At 71.8% G+C, this 19,199-nt stretch carries 16 protein-coding genes; 7 read left to right on the top strand and 9 right to left on the bottom strand.

Annotation, left to right across the window (positions count from 1 at the left end; translation table 11 throughout):
* Positions 1 to 74 precede the first annotated feature (74 nt).
* The 8 genes from ACFU9E_RS13565 to ACFU9E_RS13600 all read right to left on the bottom strand — a co-directional run bounded on the left by ACFU9E_RS13565 (position 75) and on the right by ACFU9E_RS13600 (position 9,181).
* Positions 75 to 1,094, bottom strand: coding sequence for an N-acetylglucosamine kinase (locus tag ACFU9E_RS13565; protein ID WP_380684940.1), 1,020 nt, complete (start codon positions 1,092 to 1,094; stop codon positions 75 to 77).
* A 150-nt stretch (positions 1,095 to 1,244) separates the two neighbouring features.
* Complete coding sequence (locus ACFU9E_RS13570; RefSeq protein ID WP_380684941.1) at positions 1,245 to 2,540, bottom strand: 6-phospho-beta-glucosidase; 1,296 nt, start codon at positions 2,538 to 2,540, stop codon at positions 1,245 to 1,247.
* Positions 2,540 to 3,463 carry a carbohydrate ABC transporter permease gene (locus ACFU9E_RS13575; protein WP_380684942.1) on the bottom strand — a complete coding sequence of 308 codons (924 nt, stop codon included), beginning with the start codon at positions 3,461 to 3,463 and terminating at the stop codon, positions 2,540 to 2,542. The genes ACFU9E_RS13570 and ACFU9E_RS13575 overlap by 1 nt, the downstream gene beginning before the upstream one ends.
* 16 nt (positions 3,464 to 3,479) lie before the next feature.
* Positions 3,480 to 4,478: a carbohydrate ABC transporter permease gene (locus ACFU9E_RS13580; protein WP_380684943.1), complete on the bottom strand. Its 999-nt coding sequence runs from the start codon at positions 4,476 to 4,478 to the stop codon at positions 3,480 to 3,482.
* A 39-nt stretch (positions 4,479 to 4,517) separates the two neighbouring features.
* On the bottom strand, positions 4,518 to 5,879 hold the full coding sequence (locus ACFU9E_RS13585; protein WP_380684944.1) for an ABC transporter substrate-binding protein: 1,362 nt from the start codon (positions 5,877 to 5,879) through the stop codon (positions 4,518 to 4,520).
* A gap of 153 nt (positions 5,880 to 6,032) precedes the next feature.
* Entirely contained in the window at positions 6,033 to 7,223 is a 1,191-nt protein-coding gene (locus ACFU9E_RS13590) for an ROK family protein (RefSeq protein ID WP_380684945.1), read from the bottom strand.
* 852 nt (positions 7,224 to 8,075) lie between these two features.
* Positions 8,076 to 8,312 carry a DUF397 domain-containing protein gene (locus ACFU9E_RS13595; protein ID WP_380685578.1) on the bottom strand — a complete coding sequence of 79 codons (237 nt, stop codon included), beginning with the start codon at positions 8,310 to 8,312 and terminating at the stop codon, positions 8,076 to 8,078.
* Entirely contained in the window at positions 8,309 to 9,181 is an 873-nt protein-coding gene (locus tag ACFU9E_RS13600) for a helix-turn-helix domain-containing protein (protein ID WP_380685580.1), read from the bottom strand. The genes ACFU9E_RS13595 and ACFU9E_RS13600 overlap by 4 nt, the downstream gene beginning before the upstream one ends.
* 220 nt (positions 9,182 to 9,401) lie before the next feature.
* Between ACFU9E_RS13600 and ACFU9E_RS13605 the strand changes: the two genes are divergently transcribed.
* From ACFU9E_RS13605 to ACFU9E_RS13635, 7 genes are all read left to right on the top strand, one after another.
* Positions 9,402 to 9,836: an ATP-binding protein gene (locus ACFU9E_RS13605; protein WP_380685582.1), complete on the top strand. Its 435-nt coding sequence runs from the start codon at positions 9,402 to 9,404 to the stop codon at positions 9,834 to 9,836.
* Positions 9,837 to 9,944: 108 nt separating this feature from the next.
* Entirely contained in the window at positions 9,945 to 11,162 is a 1,218-nt protein-coding gene (fxlM, locus tag ACFU9E_RS13610; protein WP_380685584.1) for a methyltransferase, FxLD system, read from the top strand.
* 48 nt (positions 11,163 to 11,210) lie between these two features.
* Complete coding sequence (locus ACFU9E_RS13615) at positions 11,211 to 11,384, top strand: FxLD family lanthipeptide (RefSeq protein ID WP_380685586.1); 174 nt, start codon at positions 11,211 to 11,213, stop codon at positions 11,382 to 11,384.
* A gap of 197 nt (positions 11,385 to 11,581) precedes the next feature.
* Entirely contained in the window at positions 11,582 to 14,542 is a 2,961-nt protein-coding gene (locus ACFU9E_RS13620) for a lantibiotic dehydratase (RefSeq protein WP_380685588.1), read from the top strand.
* Positions 14,539 to 15,735 carry a lanthionine synthetase C family protein gene (locus tag ACFU9E_RS13625; RefSeq protein WP_380685590.1) on the top strand — a complete coding sequence of 399 codons (1,197 nt, stop codon included), beginning with the start codon at positions 14,539 to 14,541 and terminating at the stop codon, positions 15,733 to 15,735. Before ACFU9E_RS13620 ends, ACFU9E_RS13625 begins: the two co-directional genes overlap by 4 nt.
* A gap of 16 nt (positions 15,736 to 15,751) precedes the next feature.
* Entirely contained in the window at positions 15,752 to 16,591 is an 840-nt protein-coding gene (locus ACFU9E_RS13630; RefSeq protein ID WP_380685592.1) for a thiopeptide-type bacteriocin biosynthesis protein, read from the top strand.
* Positions 16,588 to 17,703 carry a hypothetical protein gene (locus tag ACFU9E_RS13635; protein ID WP_380685594.1) on the top strand — a complete coding sequence of 372 codons (1,116 nt, stop codon included), beginning with the start codon at positions 16,588 to 16,590 and terminating at the stop codon, positions 17,701 to 17,703. Before ACFU9E_RS13630 ends, ACFU9E_RS13635 begins: the two co-directional genes overlap by 4 nt.
* A 227-nt stretch (positions 17,704 to 17,930) precedes the next feature.
* Here the strand turns inward: ACFU9E_RS13635 and ACFU9E_RS13640 are convergent, their stop codons facing one another.
* Positions 17,931 to 19,142: a mechanosensitive ion channel family protein gene (locus ACFU9E_RS13640; RefSeq protein WP_380685896.1), complete on the bottom strand. Its 1,212-nt coding sequence runs from the start codon at positions 19,140 to 19,142 to the stop codon at positions 17,931 to 17,933.
* Positions 19,143 to 19,199 lie beyond the last annotated feature (57 nt).

Genomic DNA, 19,199 nt, shown 5'->3' on the forward strand with positions numbered 1-19,199 from the left:
GCGTGCGGACCCGGCGGGGACGGAAGCGGGGGCGGGGCGGACGCGGGGGCGGGGCGGACGCGTAGGGCGGGGTGCTACGCCGCGACCGGGTGCGTCGGGTCGTAGGCCCGGCGGACCCGCTCCTGGGCCTCCGGCCCGGCCCCCAGGTGGTCGAGCCCGAGCAGCGCCGCGCCGAGGACCGGCGGGGCGACCACGATCCGCGGCTCGGCGAGCGGCGCCGCGGCCGTCAGCCGGGCCGTCAGGTTGTCGAGCAGCAGCGGCTGGCGGGAGGCGAGCACCCCGCCGCCGAGCACCAGCGGGGTGGGCGTGTCCAGCAGCTCCAGCCGCCGCAGGGCGACGACGGCGAGCCGGGTGATCTCGTCGGCCTGCCGGTCTATCAGCGACAGGGCCGTGGCGTCCCCGGTCCCGGCGACGGCGAACAGCACCCGGACCACCTCGTGCAGCCGGACGGACGGCAGGTGCCCGAGGTGGACGGCCTCGGCGACGGCGCCGGTGGTGGGCAGACCGAAGTGCTCGGCGATGGCGGCGGCCAGACCGGTCGGCCCGCCGCGCCCGTCCTCCGCCCGCACCGCGTGCCACATGGCGTCGCCGGCCAGGCCCCAGCCGCCGCCCCAGTCACCGGTGAGCTTGCCGAGGGCCGGGAAGCGCGCGGTGCGGCCGTCGGGCAGCAGCCCGACGCAGTTGATGCCCGCGCCGCAGACGACCGCGACGCCGCGCGGGCCGTCGGTGCCGGCCCGCAGCAGTCCGAAGGTGTCGTTGACGACGGTGTTGCCGGCGCCCCAGGGGTGGCTCTCCAGAGCGACGCGCAGCGCCTCCTCCTCGACCGGCAGGTCGGCGTTGGCGAGGCAGGCACTGACGTGGCCGGTCAGCGGGCCGGTCCAGGCGGTGACCCCGGCGGCCGCGGCGGCCTCCTCGACCAGCGGGGCGAGGCCGGCGACGGCGACGTCGGCGCCGACGGTCGCCGGGTGGAAACCGCCGCCCCGGGCGGAGCCGAGGACGGAGCCGTCGGTGCCGATGAGGGCGACGTCGGTCTTGGAGTTGCCGGCGTCGATGGCGAGGACGCCGGGCAGGTGCGGTTCGGGCTGGTGGGTCATTGGGGTTCCCGCGGCTCGTCGAACGTGGCCCGGCCGGGGGTCTTTCCCGGTCGGGGGTGGCGTGACTCCGCCCGCGATCCGGCCCGCACTCCCCCACGGAGCGCGGGCCGGGGACCGGGGATCGGGCGGCTCAGGCCCGGGGCGTGTCCGTCAGGCACGCGCCCATGCGAGGTGCTCGCGGTTGTGGGCGAGCAGCCGGTCCGTCAGCTGGTCGGCGAGTTCGATCTGGCCGACCAGCGGGTGGGCGAGCAGGGCGTCGAAGACCCGGTCGCGCCCGCCGCGCAGGGCGGCGTCCAGGGCGAGGTGCTCGTACGCGGTGACGGCGGCGACCAAGCCGGCGTACAGCGGCTCCAGCGGGCGCTGCGGCAGCGGGCGCACGCCCGCCGCGTCGACCTCGGCCGGTACCTCGATCACGGCGTCGTCCGGCAGGAAGGGCAGCACGCCGTCGTTGCGGGTGTTGACCACCTGCACCGAGGTGCCGCCGCCGGTGCCGAGCAGCGCCGCGATCAGCTGCACCGCCGCCTCGGAGTAGAACGCGCCGCCGCGCTTGGCGAGCAGCTCCGGCTTGGTGTCGAGCGCCGGGTCGGCGTACATCTCCAGCAGCCGCCGCTCGATCTCGGCGACCTCGGCGGCCCGCGAGCCCTTGGACCTCAGCTCCTCCACCACCACGTCGTGCTGGTAGAAGTACCGCAGGTAGTAGGAGGGCACGACGCCGAGCCGCTCGATCACCGGCTGCGGCAGGTGCAGGTCCTCGGCGATCTCCTTGCCGAAGCCGGAGAGCAGCTCGGGCAGCACCTCGCGGCCGCCGGCCGCGCCGGGGGCGTCGAGCAGGGTGACCCCGCGCTCCCAGGTGAGGTGGTTGAGGCCGACGTGGTCGAGCCGGATCAGCTCCGGATCGACGCCCAGGTGCTTGGCGAAGCGCCGCTGGAAGCCGATGGCGACGTTGCACAGGCCGACGGCCTTGTGACCGGCGGTCTGCAGGGCTCGGGTGACGATGCCGACCGGGTTGGTGAAGTCGACGATCCAGGCGTCGGGGTTGGCGCGCCGGACCGTCTCGGCGATGTCGAGCACCACCGGCACGGTGCGCAGCGCCTTGGCGAGGCCGCCGGCGCCGGTGGTCTCCTGGCCGACGCAGCCGCACTCCAGCGGCCAGGTCTCGTCCTGGTTGCGGGCCGCCTGTCCGCCGACCCGCAGCTGCAGCAGCACCGCGTCGGCGTCGGCGACGCCCGCCGCGACGTCGGTGGTGGTGGTGACGAGCGCGCCGTGGCCCTGCTTGGCGAAGATCCGCCGGGCCAGCCCGCCGATCAGCTCCAGCCGCTCGGCGGCCGGGTCGATCAGGACGAGCTCGGCGATCGGCAGGGTGTCGCGCAGCCGGGCGAAGCCGTCGATCAGCTCCGGGGTGTACGTCGAACCGCCGCCAACGATGGCCAGCTTGAGTGCGGACATCAGCCCTTGACCCCTGTCAGTGTCACGCCTTCGATGAAGGCCTTCTGTGCGAAGAAGAAGAGGACGATCACCGGGGCCATCACGAGGAGGGTGGCGGCCATGGTGAGGTTCCAGTTGGTGTGGTGGGCGCCCTTGAAGGACTCCAGGCCGTAGGAGAGGGTCCAGGCGTCGTGGTTGTTGCTGGCGTAGATCTGCGGGCCGAAGTAGTCGTTCCAGCAGTAGAAGAACTGGAACAGCGCGACGGCGGCGATGGCCGGCTTGGCCATCGGCAGCACCACCCGCAGCAGGGTGCGCAGGTCGCCGCAGCCGTCGATCCGGGCCGCCTCGATGTACTCCTTGGGGATGGTCATCAGGAACTGCCGCAGCAGGAAGATCGAGAAGGCGTCACCGAAGGCCATCGGGATGATCAGCGGCCAGAGCGAGCCGCCCAGGCCCAGCTGCTTGGCCCAGAACAGGTACATCGGGATGATGGTGACCTGCGGCGGCAGCATCATCATCGCGATGACCGCCATCAGGGCCAGGTTGCGACCGCGGAAGCGGAACTTGGCGAGCGCGTAGGCGACCGGCAGGCTGGAGACGACGGTCAGCACGGTGCCGAGGCCCGCGTACAGCAGGGTGTTGCGCCACCAGGTGAGGAAGCCGGGGGTGTTCCAGACCTTGCCGTAGTTGCCCCAGTTCCAGGAGGTGGGCCAGTAGTCGGTGGTGAGCGCCTGGCTGTCCGACATCACCGAGGTCAGGAAGGCGAAGACGAACGGCAGCAGGAAGAACAGGCCGGCGGCGACGGCCAGCGAGTGCACGGCCACCCAGTTGAGCAGGGCGCGGCGGCGGGCGGTGCGGGCGGCGGCGGTGGCCGGGCCGCGCGAGGGGCCCCGGCCGGTCCGCTTGCCGGGCGCCTCGGCGGGGAGGGTCGAGCTGAGAGTCATGGTTTTCGTGTCCCCGCTAGTCGTCGTTGGCCATGAAGCCGGACCGGCGGCGCAGCAGCACCGAGGTGACGGCCATCGAGATGACGAACAGCACCAGGGCGACGACGCACGCCGCACCGTAGTTGAAGCGCTGGAAGCCGAGGTTGTAGACCATCTGCGGCAGCGTCCAGGTGGAGCCGGACGGATAGCCGGGCTCGAACTGCTGGCCGGAGCCGGCCGCGTTGCCGCTGGCGACCTTCGCGGCGACGATCGCCTGCGTGTAGTACTGCATGGTCTGGATGACCCCGGTGACCACCGCGAACATGATGATCGGCGAGATGTTCGGCAGGGTGACGTACCGGAACCGCTGGAACGGGCCGGCGCCGTCGAGTTCGGCGGCCTCGTACTGCTCCCGCGGGACGTCCAGCAGGGACGCCATGAAGATCACCATCAGGTCGCCGACGCCCCACATGGCGAGCAGGGTGAGCGCGGGCTTGGACCAGTTCGGGTCGGCGAACCAGCCGGGCTGCGGCAGCCCGATCTCGCCCAGGAAGTGGTTGACCGGGCCGGTGCCGGGGTTGAGCAGGAAGGCGAAGGCGACCGTGGCGGCCACCGGCGGGGCCAGGTAGGGCAGGTAGAAGGCGGTGCGGAAGAAGCCCACGCCGCTCTTGATCTTGGTGATCAGCATCCCGATGCCGAGGCCGAACGCCACCCGCAGGCTCACCATGATGACGACCAGCCACAGGGTGTTGCGCAGGCCCTGCCAGAACGCCGGGAGGTCGTTGAAGACGTAGTCCCAGTTCTTCAGGCCGCTGAAGGAGGGCGAGCCGAAGCCGTTGTACTTGGTGAACGAGAAGTAGATGGTCGAGATCAGCGGGTACAGGAAGAAGACGCTGAAGCCGATCAGCCAGGGGGAGAGGAAGGCCAGGTTGCGGGCCGCCGCCCGGCGGCGCTTCCGGCGCAGCTGCTGCTGCACGGGAGGCGCCGCCGGGGCGGTCGCTCCGGCCCCCTTGCGGGTGGCGGACGCGAGTGACATGGGTGCTCCGTGGACGGGCCGGACGCGCGGGGGAGGCCGCTACTTGGCCTGGGCGATGGCGGCGTCGATCTCCTTGGCGGTGGCGGCGAGGCCGGCCGCGAGGTCGCCCTGCTTGCCCGACTCGTAGTCGTAGCCGAGGTTCTGCAGCGAGACGATGTAGCCGCCGCCGTTGACGACCGCCGGCGTGGTGCCGGAGTGCGCGTTCTTCGCGATGTTCACGAAGGTCTTGAAGTTCTCGTCGGCGATCAGCTTCGGCGACTCCAGCGCGGCGAGGGTGCTCGGCACGTTGTGGATCGCGTTGGCGAAGGAGACCACCGCGTCGGTGTCGGTGGTCAGGAACTTGACGAACTCCCAGGCGGCGGCCTGCTTCTTGCTGGTGCTGGCGATGCCGACGATGGTGCCGGTCTGGTAGCCGCGGCCGTAGGTGTCGGCCTGGTCGTCCGGCACCGGGAACGGCGCGGTGGCCCAGTCGATGTCCGGCTTGTCGGTGGCGAGCGAGGCGGTGCGCCACTCGCCGTCGATGGCCATCGCGACCTGGCCGGTGTTGAACGGGTTCTTGGCGCTGAACTCCTCGCCGAAGGTGGAGCGGAACTTGTCCAGCTTGTCGTAGCCGCCGAGCTGGTCGACCAGGCCCTTCTGCCACTTCATCATCGCGGCGACCTTCGGGTCGGTGGCGATGGTGGACTTGCCGGAGCCGTCGAAGTACGTCGGGCCGTACTGGCCGAGGAAGTGCTCGGTGGTCGACTCGTAGCCGTGGTAGAGCGGCATGAAGCCGAGCTGCTTGTAGCCGTCGCCCTCGGCGATGGTGAGCTTCTTGGCGGCCTCGGCGAACTCGCTGAAGGTCTTCGGCGCGGAGGTGATGCCGGCGGCGGCGAAGGCCTTCTTGTTGTAGTACAGGCCGAACGCGTCGCCGAGCAGCGGCAGCGAGCACTGGTTGCCCTGGAACTGCGTGTAGTCGAGCATCGCGGCCGGGAAGGTCTTGGCGGCGTCGATGCCGTCCTTGGCCAGCAGCGGCTTGAGGTCGACGAACGCCTTGGTCGAGCAGAACATGCCGACGTTGTTGGTGGTGAACGAGGAGACCACGTCGGGGGCGTCGTCACCGCCCGCCCGCAGCGACTGGTTGACCTTGTCGTCGGCGATGTTGCCGACGGCCTTCACCTTGATGTTGGGGTGGGCCTTCTCGAAGGCGGCGATGTTGTCGTTGATCGCCTTCACCTCGGAGTCCTGGCTCCAGCCGTGCCAGAAGGTGATGGTGACGTCCTTGCCACTGGCCGAGTCGTCGCTGCCGGAGCCGTCGCTGCTGCCGGTGCAGGCGGTGGCGAGCAGGGCGAGGACGGCGCTGCCGGCCACGGCGGCGATGGTGCGGCGGCCTCTGCGGGAGTGGGAGGTGGTGGAGTGCACTTCGAGGTCCTCCTGGGGCTGCGCGGGCAGGCGTCATTGCCTCGGGTCCCGCGTTCGGGGGTAGGGGAGAGGTGGGTGCAGGGCGTGCGGTGGAGCGTCGGGCTGCGGGGGGAGCGCGGTGCGGTGCGGTCGGTGCTGTTTGTCCGTCGGGCGTCAGTGTGTGGAGAAGACCGCCTCACGGGCGGCCGTCAGCGCGCGTTCCAGCGCGCCGAGCAGGACGGGCGAGCCGGTCAGCGCGCTGCCGCGGACCTCGGGCCGGGCAGCCGCGATCCGGGCCAGTTCCTCGGCGACCAGGGCCCGCAGCCGTTCGCCGCCCGCGTTCGGCACCCCGCCGGAGACCACCACGAGCCGGGGGTCGACGACGGCGACGATCACGGCCAGTCCGACGGCCAGCCGGGCGGCCAGTTCGGCGAGGAACGCGTCGCCCGCGCCCGGGGTGTCCAGCGCCCTGGCGACCGACTCCTCGGCGGTCGGCGCGCCGAGCCCGTGCTCCTTGGCCAGGGCCCGGACGGCGGGGGCGCCGACCAGTTCCTGGAACCCGCCGGAGTTGCGGCGGCGGACGTCCTTGACCACCGGAGCGCCGGGCACCGGCATGTAGCCGACCTCCCCGGCGCCGCCGGTGAAGCCGCGGTGCAGCCGGCCGGCGATCACGATCGCCGCGCCGATGCCCTCACCGGCCCAGAGCAGCACGAAGTCCTCGAACCCGCGGGCCGCGCCGGAGGACTGCTCGGCGACGGCGGCGAGGTTCACGTCGTTCTCGATCGTCACCGGCGCACCGATCGCCGCGGCGAGGCCCTCGGCCAGCCGCGGGGCGTGCCAGCCGGGCAGGTGGGAGGCGTAGCGCAGCTTGCCGGTGACCGGGTCCGGCGCGCCGCCGACGCCGATCACCACGGTGTGCAGGGCGCCCTCGGCGAGGCCGGCGGCGCGCGCCGTCCCGGCGACCGCCGCGGCGACCCGGGGCACCGTCTCGGCCGCCGCCCAGCCCTTGGTGGGCACGACGTGCTCGGCGAGCGTGGTGCCGGTGATGTCGGCGACCGCGACCCGGACGTGGCTGTTGGTGACGTCCAGTCCGGCGACGTAGCCGGCGGCCGGGTTCACCTGGTACAGCTGCGCGTTGGGGCCCGGCCCGCCGGCCGTGGTGCCCACCGGCAGCACCAGCCCGGCCGCCTCCAGGCGGGCCAGCAGCTGGGAGGCGGTGGGCTTGGAGAGCCCGGTCAGGGTGCCGATCTGGGTGCGGGACAGCGGCCCGTTCTCCAGCAGGAGTTCCAGCGCGGCGCGGTCGTTGATGGCACGCAGCAAGCTGGGGGTGCCGGCGAGGGGAGACTTGGCGGTGTTCCTGGTCACGCGAAGATCCTCCCTCCCCTGGTCGGCCGACGGCTCGTGGCGAACTGTTAGGAAACTTTCCAGTCGCTCGGGACAGGACCGTACGGTCCCCGTCAGCGGGGTGTCAATGGTCCTTCCACCGGAGGATGCCGACTCGTTACCGGCCCGCAGGCGGCCCCGCACCGGCCGACCTCGAAAAGAGAACTTCATGAGAAATGAGAGAAGGCGGATTTGTGAGGCGGCGGCCTCCTGCGGCGAGGAGGCCGCCGCCCAGAGAAGGGTCGCGGGAGAGGGGAAGGCCAGGGTCAAGGGTGTGACGTACTGCTGGCTCTCACTGTCCCGCCGCGATCGTGATCGCGGCGGGACGGGGAATGAACCACAGGGCAACTGGAACGGATCAACAAGGCGGGCCCGCGTCATTGGACGCGGGCCCGCTCAGGCTCGTCGCCGCGTACCTGGCCATCACCCAGTTGGCGGCCCTTCACCGGAGGACGCCGACTCGCTACGGGCCGGACCGCGGCCCTGTACCGGCCGGCCTCGAAGAAGAGACTCATGAGGATCGGGAGAGGGCGATTTGTGATGGGGCCCTCGATTCATCGAGGGGCCCCCATCACAAGCTGAAGGAGTGGCGGCACCCTCGGTTGAGGGGGCCGCCACTCCGAAGAAGGGACAGCCCTTGTCGCAGAGGCTGGTACCCGTCGCCGCTTCGGCTGGGCCGAAGCGGCGACGGAATCTCTGCGGCTGCGTAGGAAGTCGGCTGGGCCGACTTCCTACGCAGCCGAGAAGACCTAAGGCCGGGGTGCGTGATCAAAGTACGAAGCCCCGCCGCCCGAGTTGCTCGGGCGGCGGGGCTCAAGTGCACCCGCGATGAGGTCAGGCGGCCGGGAAGTTCGGGTCGCCGTTCTTGATGGACTTCACGAACGCGGCCCACTCGTCCGGACGGAATGCGAGGTGGGGCCGGTCGAGGTGCTTGTCGTCACCGAGCCAGACATCGCCGTTGTTGAAGTGCGCCACCCGGACGCAGGATCCGCTGTTGTCCGCCGAGTACTGGGAGATTGCCCAGAAGGCGGTCTCGGGGTCGTGGGCGTACGGGTCGTGCGGAATGGTCACGAGATCTCTTCCAGCTTCTTCTGCAACGCGGCGATGGTGTCCTGGGATGAGAGAGCGAGCCGGTCCAGGCGCTCGAACGCGCGCTCCGCCCGGCGCACTTCGCGCCCTGACCCGCGGTTGAGCATACCGCCGACGGCTTCGAGGAATACGTGCTGCGCCGCAGGCTCCGTGAACCGCATGAGTACAAGCCCAGAGGCCAGGACGCCCCGCCGTCCCGCGTCCAGCGGCACCATCCGCAAGGTGACGTGATCGAAATCCGCCACGTTGACGGCATGGCGGATCTGGTCGGCGAGGATGTCGAGGTCGCCCTTCAACAGAAGGGCGACCTCGCTGAAATAGGCCGTGTGCTTCAGCGGCGGTTCGTCGGTGAGGCGCCGCTGGCGCAGGGTCCGGACCTTGGCGCCGGATTCGATCTGGTCGTCACCAGGACCGTCGATTCCCGCGCCGATCGCCTCGGCGGCGTAGCGGCCAGTCTGGACCAGGCCTGGAAAGGTGCTGCCCGCCGTGTACTCCAGGGTCTCGGAAGCCTCTGCCTCCAGGCTCAGGAACTCGGCGAAAGCCGGCGTGATGACCGGCGCGAACTCGGGGTCACGCCACCACTTCACGCTCGGACCGTCTGTGAGGAGGTCCAACAGTTCAACGCGATCCTCGCCTTGAACCTCGTAATGGTCGAGCAGGCGCTCCAGATCCGCCTTGCCGATGGGGAGTTTGGCGCGCTCGATCTTGCTGAGTCTCGACGTGTCCCACCGTGCTCCCAGCGCGCCCGCGACATGGTGCAGGGTCTCGTTGGCCTCGATCCGCAGAGCGCGCAACTCGGATCCGAGACGCAGCAGTTTGTGCGATGGCGGGTCGCTTCGCATGGTCGCCATGGGACATGTCCCCTCTCGGTTGGCTCGCGCCAGTCTTGCCGCTGGACGGTGGCACACTCAAGTCCGTTTCAAGATCAAACAATTGGTTTGCCTATCTGGCTTGCAAGTGGACTGCGCTCTGCGTCACACTCGACGAGCACGGGACGTGACCGTGGCGTGGCGGAAGGTAGCCATGACTGCTTGCGCGGAGCCGCTTCCTGCCTGCTCAGAGAGGGCGTCCATGTCCGTTGAGCATCACCCCCATGACCGCGATGAGATCGATGACTTCGCCATGTGTGCGGCTTTCAGTTGCACACCGCGATCCGTCGGCGCGGCCCGGCGTTTCGTCGAGAAGGCGTGCTTCTTCTTCGGCGTCAGCGCCGAAGACTTCTCCCTGTTGACCAGCGAGGTCGCGACGAACTGCGTCACGCACGCCGGCAGCGGCTTCCTCGTCTCGTGCATCGGCGACGGGGCGGCCGGGATATGGGTGCAGGTGTTCGATGACTCGCGCTCGCTTCCCGTCGAGCGCCGCAGCGGGGTCGACCTCATGGATCAGAGCGGCCGGGGGCTGTGGTTGCTCTCCGAGCTGAGCGAATGGCACGTCACCCCGCTCAAGGGCGGCAAGGTCGTCTGCTTCCGCCCCCTGAACCAGGTCCGGCCCGGGGTGGCGGCGTAGCCCGCACTCCCGGGGGCCGGTTCGCTTGGCGCGGCCGGTCGTTGTATCTCTGGGGCTGATCTGTCCGCGTTGCGCTCAACGCGGCTTCTAGAAAGAGGAGTTGCCGCAATGTCCACCTTGCCGAAGACCGTCGATCCCGATGTGCAGCTGCGCTCGGCCATGGTCGAGGCCCTGCGAGCCGACGGGACGATCCGCACGGACCGCGTGGCCGACGCCCTGCGGGTCGTACCCCGGCACGTCTTCGCCCCCGAAGTGTCGCTGACCGAGGCCTACGAGCCGGTGAACGCCCTGGTGACCAAGCGCGACGAGCACGGCATCGCGGTGAGTTCGGTCTCGGCGGCGCAGATCCAGGCCCTGATGCTGGAACAGGCCGACGTCCGCCCGGGGATGCGCGTGGAGGAGATCGGATCCGGCGGATTCAACGCCGCCCTGCTCGCCGAACTCGTCGGACCGGCAGGGGAGGTGACGACGGTCGACATCGACCCGTTCGTCACGGACCGCGCATCCCGCTTCCTCGACGAGGCCGGCTACAGCCGGGTGAAGGTGGTGCTGGCCGACGGCTCCGAGCCCGTGGACGGGGGACCGTTCGACCGGATCCTCGTCACGGCTGGCGCATGGGACCTGCCGCCCGCCTGGATCGACGGCCTTGCCGAGGGGGGGACGATCACCGTGCCGCTGCGGATGCGCGGCCTGACCCGCTCGATCAGCTTCCGCCGCGACGGCGGGCGCCTGGTCAGCGTGAGCGCCGAGGTGTGCGGCTTCGTCAAGATGCAGGGCGCCGGCGCGCACGACGAACACCTGGTCCTGCCGCGCGGCACCAAGGAGGTCGGGCTGCGCTTCGACGAGCTCGACCGGCCCGACGTCAGCCGCCTCACGGGCGTCCTGGAGACACCGCGTGTCGAGCGATGGACGCAGGTGACGGTCGGCAGCCAGGAGCCGTTCGACTCGCTGTACCTGTGGCTGGCCAGTGTGCTGCCGGGCTTCGGCCTGATCTCCGTCGACCCCGAGTTGGACACCAAGACCGTCGCCCCGGCGAACAGGATGGCCTGCCCGCTCGTGGTGGACGGCGACAGCCTCGCCTACCTCGCGCTCCGCAAGATCGGCGACGACCCGGCGGTGTTCGAGTTCGGCGCGCACGGCTTCGGCCCCGACGGAGACCGCCTCGCGGACCTGATCGCCGAACAGGTCGGCGTCTGGACCCGCTACCACCACACCGGACCCGGCCCGGTCTTCACCGCGTACCCCGTCGGAACCCCCGACGACCAGCTCCCGGACGGGCCGGTCATCGACAAGCGGCACGTCCGGCTCACGATCACCTGGCCGTGACCCGCGACCAGGCAGCCAAGCACCACCGACGAAACCGGAGGAACCACCGTGATCGGCACCCTTGAGACCCCGTCCGTGCCCGTGCCGGGCAGCGACTTCGACCTGGACCTGCGAATCGTGGAGGGCGCCGACCCTGTCGCCGCCCTTCTGCGCTCCACCGACGACAACTGCGGCAGCACCTGCAGCGGCTCGGCCTGTGCCAGCGGCGGCGGCAACGTCTGATCCTTCCTGCCGCTCATGACCAGAGGCCCGGCGTGCGGCTCCTCCACAGCCCGCCGCACCCGGGCCTCGCGCTTCCCGGATCCCGGAGGTGAACCACCTTGTACCGCCTTGTCGGACCGGCGCTGATTCGCGCCTCGGCACGCCCCGCCGATGCCACGCCGCGATGGCCCGACCTCGCCGACCGCACCCCCGCCGGAATGGCGGCCTGGCGATCCTGGCTCCGCTCGGCCTGGGCCGACCCTCAGCTGGAGGCTGCGATCGAGGCTGCGGCAGGGGTCCAGCTGACCGGCCGTGTGCGCGAAGTGATCGCGGGAGGCCCGATCGGCACCTCGCGGCTGCGTCGGTTGACGGCCACGGTGATGCACTACACCCTCCGGGCCGAGGGCAGGGCGACCCCGTTCGGCCTGTTCGCCGGGGTGACGGCCTGCCCGATCGGGGACGAGGCGACGGCCCCGGTGTGGGACGCGGGGCGGGCGGTGGCCCGGGTCGACGCGCGGTGGCTGGCCGGTGTTATCGACCAACTGGAAGAGTTGCTGGCCGACCGGCTGCCTGTGGTGGCCAACGGCCTTCGCGTGATGCACGGGGAGCGGATCGTGCTGCCGGTCCAGTCGCACCCGGCGGGCAGCGCGCCGGTCGAGGTTTCGGTGCGTGCCACTCGGGCGGTTCTGGCCGCCTTGGAAGGCGCCTGTGAGCCGGTGCCGCTCGGCGCGCTCGCCGACCGTCTGCGGCGGCAGTTCCGCGACGCGCACCCCAGGCGGGTCCGGCTGCTGCTGGGCGAGCTGGTCCGGCAGCGCGTGCTGCTGAGCGGCTTGCGTCCTCCCATGACCGCCACCGATCCGCTCAGTGCCCTGCTCACAGCCTTTGAACAGGCCGGAGCGGACGACGTCCCCGAGGCCACCGGGATCACCGCCGACCTCCGCAGCCTCCACACCGCGCTGGAGCGCCACAACCGCCTCGACGACCCCGGGGAACAACGGTCGGCACGGTCGGCCATCACGGCATCGATGGTCGACGGTACGGAGGCCGGCCCGCCGCTGATGGTCGACCTGCGGCTGGACGCCGGGCCGCTGACGCTGCCCGAGCGGGTCGTGCGGGAAGTCACCGGCGCCGTCGCGCTGCTGACCCGGCTCAGCCCGCACCCCGGAGGCAGCCCGGTCTGGCTCGACTACCACGCCCGCTTCACCGAGCGGTATGGGCCCGGGGCCGTGGTGCCCGTCACCGAGCTGTTGAACCCCGACACCGGACTCGGCTTCCCCGCCCGCTACCGGGACTCCCTGCTTGCCGAGACGCCGGCCAGGCTCGGGCGCCGCGACGCCCGCCTGCTCGCGCTCGCCCAGAAGGCCGCGATCGAAGGCGGCATCGAACGCGTCCTGGACGACCGCCTGCTCGAACAGCTGGCTCCCGTGGCCCCGGTGACGGTCCAGCCACACGCGGAACTCACCGTCCACCTGGCCGCCGCCGACAACGAGGCGCTGAACGCGGGCGCCTTCACCCTGACGGTGGTGGCCGCCCCCCGAGCCGCAGGAACCACCACGGGCCGCTTCCTCCACCTCCTGGACCAGGCTGACCGGGATGCCCTGGTGGCGGCGATCTCCGCAGCACCGACGCTCCGCACCGACGCGCGGCCGGTGCAGGTCTCCGTGCCGCCGCTGTTCACCCGTGTCGAGAACGTCGCCCGCACACCCGCGCTCCTTCCGGTGCTGCCGCTCGGCGAGTACCCGGGCTCCGACACGGGCCCGTTGCTCCTGGACGGCCTCGGCGTGTGTGCGGACGAACGGCGGATGTGGCTGGTTTCCCTGGCCGACCGCCGCCCCGTCGAGCCGCGTGTGCTGAACGCGGTCGAGTTCCGGGCACACACCCAGCCTCTCGCCCGGTTCCTGTGCGAGATCACCGGGGCGTTCACGCCCGTGTACACCGGCTTCGACTGGGGAGCCGCCGGGAAGCTGCCCTTCCTGCCGCGGCTGCGCCGAGGCCGAGTCGTCCTCTCCCCGGCCCGCTGGAACCTCCCGGCCGGCGACCTGCCGCCCCAGGAAGCCCTTTGGGCCGAGTGGGAGCACGCCGCGCGCTCGTGGCTGAAGCTCTACCGCACCCCGGCCAGGGTCCATCTGACCCAGCGCGACCTGAAGCTGCCCCTCGACCTGGACCTGCCCGAGCACCTGGTCCTGCTGCGCGACCACCTCACCCAGCAGACCACCGCCGTCCTCACCGAGGCTCCAGCGTCCGGGGCGAACGGCTGGTGCGAAGGCCGGGCGCACGAGATCACCTTCCAACTGCACTCCACCCGGACCCCGCTGCCGCCCACCCGCCTCCGGCCCGTCCACGCCACCAGCGACCGGGATGGGCATCTGCCCGGGGCGTCGCACTGGGTGTACGCCCGCCTGTACGGCAACCCGGCCAGGGCGGACGACGTCCTGACCCGCGTGCCCGCCCTGCTGGGCCGCTGGGGCGACGACCCGACCTGGTGGTTCCTGCGCCACACCAACCCCGAACCGCACCTGCGCCTGCGGATCGCGCTGCCGGCCCCGGAAGCGTTCGCCGTGGCCGCCGAGAGGATCGGAGCATGGGCCGCCGACCTTCGTGCAGCCGGCCTGCTGACCCGTCTCCAACTGGACACCTACCAACCGGAGAACGGCCGTTACGGCCGGAGCGCGGTGATGCACCAGGCCGAGGAGGTATTCGCCGCCGACTCCCGCGCCGTCCTCGCCCAGCTTGCCCACATCGAGCAGACGAAGGCCGACCGGACGGCCGTGACCGCGGCGAGCATGCTGCTCCTGGCCGGCGGGCTGCTCGGAACCGATGCCGGACCGCGCTGGCTCCTGGAACACATTCCTCGCCACATCGAGCAGGCCCTTCCCCGCGCCGTCCACCGGCAGGCAATCGCCCTCACCGGGCAACCGGGCACCCGGCCCGCACTGGAGACCACCGCCTCCGGCCAGGCCCTGGCCGGGGCCTGGCACGAACGCACTGAAGCCCTCGCCGACTACCGCCACCTGCTCGACCAGCACAAGGACCCGGAGGCGGACGAGGTGGCCGGCGCGCTGCTGCACCTGCACCACGCGCGGGCGATCGGCATCGATCCCGACCACGAGCGGGCCTGCCACCGGCTCGCCCGAGCCGCCGCCCTGACCCGCATCCGGACCTCGGAGAAGCCCCGATGACCACCACCACCGACCGTGACCTGCTCGCCGCGCTCACCGAACCGCTCCTCACCCCGCCCGACAGCACCTCCGCCAAGTGGGGGCAGTCCCTGGCCAAGGGCGCCCCGGGCGTCACCCTGCTCCACATCACGCGCACCGCCACCGGCGCCGGCGACTGGAAGACGGCGCACGCCTGGATCGCGGCCTGCCTGCGTCAACCGGTGTTCTCCACTCCCGGAACCGGCCTGTTCTTCGGCGCCCCCGCCGTCGCTCACGTCCTGCGTCAGGCCTCCACCGGGCCCCGCAGCTTCGAGCGGCAGATCACCGCGCTGGATGCCACTGTCGACCGGATGACCGAACGGCGCCTGGCCGCTGCCCACCGGCGCATCACCCGGCTCGAACGGCCGATCTTCGCCGAGTACGACCTCGTCTACGGCATGACCGGACTCGGCGTCACCCTGCGTTCCCGGGGCGACAGCCACCTGCTGCGCGACGTGCTGACCTACCTGGTCCGCCTCACCGAACCGCTGCACGGCCTGCCCGGCTGGTGGACCGACATCGCGCCTTCCGGTGACAACTCGCCCCACTACCCGGGAGGGCACGGCAACCTCGGGTTGGCCCACGGCATCACAGGCCCGCTCGCCCTCCTCGCCCTGACGTGGACCGACGGCATCCGGGTCCCCGGCCACCAGGAGGCGATCGGCCGGATCACCCACTGGCTCGACGCCTGGCAGCAGGAAACCGGTACCGGACCGTGGTGGCCCGAAGCCGTCACGCCCGCCGAAGAGCGCGAAGGCCGAAGCCTCCAGAAAGGCCCGCTCCGCCCGTCCTGGTGCTATGGCACGCCCGGCATCGCCCACGCCCAGCACCTGGCCGCCCTCGCCACCGGAGATCACCATCGGCAGAGTCTCGCCGAACGCGCCCTCCTCGGCTGCCTGACCGACCCGCAGCAGCTGACCGGGCTCACCGGAAACACGCTGTGCCACGGCACCGCCGGTACGCGGCTCCTCACCCACCGCTTCGCCGCCCGCACCACCGACCCCGTCACGGCGGACCGGATCCGCACGGCAGCTGACGCGATCACCACCCTCAGCGAACCGCCCACCGAGGCGGGCCTGCTCGAAGGCACGGCCGGAACCGCCCTCGCCCTCCTTGCCCTGACCCCCGGCCAGCCCGCCACCACCAGGTGGGACAGCTGTCTGCTCCTCACCTGACCGGAGAACCCCCGTGATGAGCGAAGTGAAGAAGCCCTCACCCCCGGTGCTCCAAGTCCATCTCCATCTGGTCGAGCCCGCCGCGACCGGGCTCGCCGCCCGGCATCTCGGCCCCGGACTCACGGCGCTCACGCGCGCGGGAGCCATCACCGGCTGGCACTTCTTACGCAAGGGCGACCGATGGCGGCTGCGCTACCAGCCGGCCACCGCCGACAGCGCCGACGCCGCCACGACCGCCGTGGGCATGCTGCTGGAGGACTTCCGCTCCACTGGCGCGATCGCCCGCTGGACCCCGGTGATCTACGAGCCCGAGACGATCGCTTTCGGTGGCGGCGATGCCATGGAGTTCGCACACCGGCTGTTCTACCGCGACAGCCACCACACCCTCGCCTACCTGCGGGCCGTCCACGCTTCCGAGGTGGACGACCAACGCCGTGAGCTGTCCGTGCTTCTCGGCACCGCGATGATGCGCGGCGCGGGCCTGGACTGGTACGAGATCGGCGACACCTGGGCGAGGATCGCGCACCACCGCCCGACCGCACCGGGAACCGACATCGGGCGCCGACTCCTGCCGAGCGTCGCCGTGCTGCTCCAAGCCGACACCGGCCCCACCTCTGCGCTTCTCACGGCCGGGCATCTCGCCTTCGCCGCACCCTGGTTCGCCGCCTTCACCGCATGCGGTCGAGACCTGCGGACCCTCGCCGACAGCGGTCGGCTCCGGCGCGGCCTGCGCGCGGTCCTCGCCCACCACCAGCTGTTCCACGCCAACCGGCTCGGCCTCAGCCACGACCACCAGGCGCTGCTGGCCCACGCCGCCGCCACCACCATCCTCGAACCCACCCAGGAACCCTCATGACGGCCCTCCTACCGCCCGGCCCGCTCGCCGACGCGCTCCGCCGCTTTCCCCTGGTTCCGCGCAAACGGACCCTCGCCGTGCCGCTGGAGATCCGGGTCGCCCGGCTCACCGAACTCGCCTCGTCGGCCGACGCCCACGGCAACCTCGTAGACGCCGCGGGTGTGCACAATCTCACTGCGCTCCTGGCCGCCGACCGAGGTCTGCCCGACCTGGCCCGAAGCCTGTGCCACAACCACGCCAACCTCTACCTCGCCGCCCGCCCGCTGCCGCCGGCAAAGGCCTGCCTCGCCCTGGAGCCCCTGGTCAACCTCGCCCTGCTGCGGATCCGGGAGGCCGACGGCAACGCCGCCTTCGCTCTCCTCGAACAACTGGCCCACGCCGTCGCCACCGACTGCGACGCCGTCCTCGACGGGACACTGGTACCCCTCGCCGACCTGACCGCCCCCGGCCCCGACCGGAGCGAGGTCATCGAGTGGCTGGACAACCCCCTCGTCCACGACGGTGCCCGCGCCCTCGCGCGGGCCGGCCGGTGGGTTGACGCCTATGGGCGCTTGAAGCAGGCCGGGGGCATCTCCCCCCGCATGTTCGACGGCCGCCAGATCGCCGCTATCGCCATGGCCGCTGACGGCCACTTCGAACCGGCGCAGAGCCTGCTCGCCGAGAGCCCGGTGGAAGAGCCCTGGGAAGACGCCGTAGCCGCCGCGCTGACCGTGGCCTGCTCGCTCGTCGTCGGGGGATCGCACCCCGAGCAGGTCGACGCCATGATCAGCGCCTACCGTGCCGTCGTGCCCGGCGACAAAGCGGTGGTATTCGACACCCGACTGGCCCTGACGGTCGCCGATCTCGCCACGGCGGCCGGAGCCTCCGAACAGGGGTGGCGGATCTACGCGGACGCGGTCGAGCGGGTACGCGCTGTCCGGGAGGGGTACAGCGCGCGGGACCTGCTCGCACACCCGCACGCCGCATGCCTCCCGGGCGCCCACCGGAGACAGCTCGCGACCGCCATGGCCGCCGCAGGACTGGGAGCACGCAGTCTGCCGACCGACCTCGACAACCGCATCAGAGCCGCGCTCGCCCTGGCGACCGCCGTCATCATGCGGCCGGTCCGATGACTGCACAGGCGCTCGGCCGGGAACTCCCGGCCGGCCCCTGCAGAGGTCTCAGGGCACCTTGGTGGGGCCGGTGTCAGCGTGGCGGCCTTGTTGCCAGCAGGGGTGGGGTCGGCCAGGCCGGCCGGCGGGGCCGAAGCGGCGACGGGTGCCAGGCCCTACGGCGAGCGGCGGCCTCCTCGCCCGAGGAGGCCGCCGCTCGGCGGAGGGCAGATTCGGGGCCCGGGGGGTCAGGGGGCCTTGGTGGCGTCGTCGGGCGGGCGGACCGGGGACGGTATCGGGGTGGCCGCCTTGTAGCCCGCCGAGGAGGGGTCGGACAGCGCGGACGGCGGGGCCGGGTCGGTGCCCGGGACGGCGGCGGTGGCCAGCACGGTCGCCGCGGCGGTGGTCCCGGTGCCGGCACCCACGGCGGCGGCGAGCGGGACCTCCTCCTTGACCTTGATGCCGGCCTCGTCGAGCACCCGCTTGACCCGCTGGCGCAGCGCCCGCGCCACGCTCAGCGACTTGCCGGGGGCGGTCCGGGCCTCGATCCGCAGCACCACCGAGTCCGCCGCGACCGACTCCACGCCGAGGATCTTGAACGGCGCCCAGACCAGCTCGTCGTACGGCGCCTCCTTGGCCATCGCCTCGGCGGTCTCCGTGATCAGCGCCTCGACCCGCTCCAGGTCCTCCTTGTAGCCGACCTGGACGTCCACCGAGGCCGTCGACCAGCCCTGGCTCATGTTGGCGATCCGCTTCACCTCGCCGTTGCGGATGTACCAGATCTCGCCGCCCGCGCCGCGCAGCTTGGTCACCCGCAGGCCGACCTCCAGCACCGTGCCGGTGGCCACCCCGGTGTCGATCTCGTCGCCGACGCCGTACTGGTCCTCCATGATCATGAAGACCCCGGAGAGGAAGTCGGTGACCAGGTTGCGGGCGCCGAAACCGATCGCCACACCGGCCACACCGGCGCTCGCCAGCAGCGGCGCCAGGTTCATCCCGAGCGCCGACAGCACCATCAGCGCCGCCGTGCCCAGGATGGTGAACGAGGCGACGCTGCGCAGCACCGAGCCGATCGCCTCCGCGCGCTGCCGGCGCCGCTCGGGGTTGACCACCCCGGTGTTGGCCAGCAGTCCGCCGAGGCGGCTCGGCTCCTCCTCGCCCTCGTCCGGGAGCATCCGCGTGATCAGCTGGGTGATCACCTTGCGCACCATCGCCCGCAGCACCAGTGCCAGCACGATGATGAAGACGATCCGGATCCCGCTCGCGAGCCAGTCCTGCCAGTGCTCGTCGAACCAGCCGGCGGCCTGCCGGGTGGTGTCGGAGACCTCCTGCGCGCTCGTCGGGATTCTCAGGTCGAGCGGCGACTGCGGGGCCGTGGGAGTCGGGGACGGGACGGGCGTCGAGGCCGGCGTCGTGGCGGACGCGTCGGCGAGGAGGCCGGCGGCACCGGACCGGAACACGTGCGGGACCTTCCTGCTGGGGTCGTGGCACGGCCCGCCGACACCGGGCACACCCGG

Source organism: Kitasatospora sp. NPDC057595 (assembly GCF_042800875.1).
In the GTDB taxonomy this organism is placed as follows: domain Bacteria; phylum Actinomycetota; class Actinomycetes; order Streptomycetales; family Streptomycetaceae; genus Kitasatospora.

What these genes read in the sequence shown, in the direction of transcription:
- ACFU9E_RS13635 (WP_380685594.1), top strand. Translation starts at nt 16,588, where the DNA reads ATGACGGCCCTCCTACCGCCCGGCCCGCTCGCCGACGCGCTCCGCCGC.
- ACFU9E_RS13575 (WP_380684942.1), bottom strand. Translation starts at nt 3,463, where the DNA reads ATGACTCTCAGCTCGACCCTCCCCGCCGAGGCGCCCGGCAAGCGGACC.
- ACFU9E_RS13570 (WP_380684941.1), bottom strand. Translation starts at nt 2,540, where the DNA reads ATGTCCGCACTCAAGCTGGCCATCGTTGGCGGCGGTTCGACGTACACC.
- ACFU9E_RS13600 (WP_380685580.1), bottom strand. Translation starts at nt 9,181, where the DNA reads ATGGCGACCATGCGAAGCGACCCGCCATCGCACAAACTGCTGCGTCTC.
- ACFU9E_RS13625 (WP_380685590.1), top strand. Translation starts at nt 14,539, where the DNA reads ATGACCACCACCACCGACCGTGACCTGCTCGCCGCGCTCACCGAACCG.
- fxlM (WP_380685584.1), top strand. Translation starts at nt 9,945, where the DNA reads ATGTCCACCTTGCCGAAGACCGTCGATCCCGATGTGCAGCTGCGCTCG.
- ACFU9E_RS13620 (WP_380685588.1), top strand. Translation starts at nt 11,582, where the DNA reads ATGGCGGCCTGGCGATCCTGGCTCCGCTCGGCCTGGGCCGACCCTCAG.
- ACFU9E_RS13630 (WP_380685592.1), top strand. Translation starts at nt 15,752, where the DNA reads ATGAGCGAAGTGAAGAAGCCCTCACCCCCGGTGCTCCAAGTCCATCTC.
- ACFU9E_RS13580 (WP_380684943.1), bottom strand. Translation starts at nt 4,478, where the DNA reads ATGTCACTCGCGTCCGCCACCCGCAAGGGGGCCGGAGCGACCGCCCCG.
- ACFU9E_RS13605 (WP_380685582.1), top strand. Translation starts at nt 9,402, where the DNA reads ATGTCCGTTGAGCATCACCCCCATGACCGCGATGAGATCGATGACTTC.
- ACFU9E_RS13565 (WP_380684940.1), bottom strand. Translation starts at nt 1,094, where the DNA reads ATGACCCACCAGCCCGAACCGCACCTGCCCGGCGTCCTCGCCATCGAC.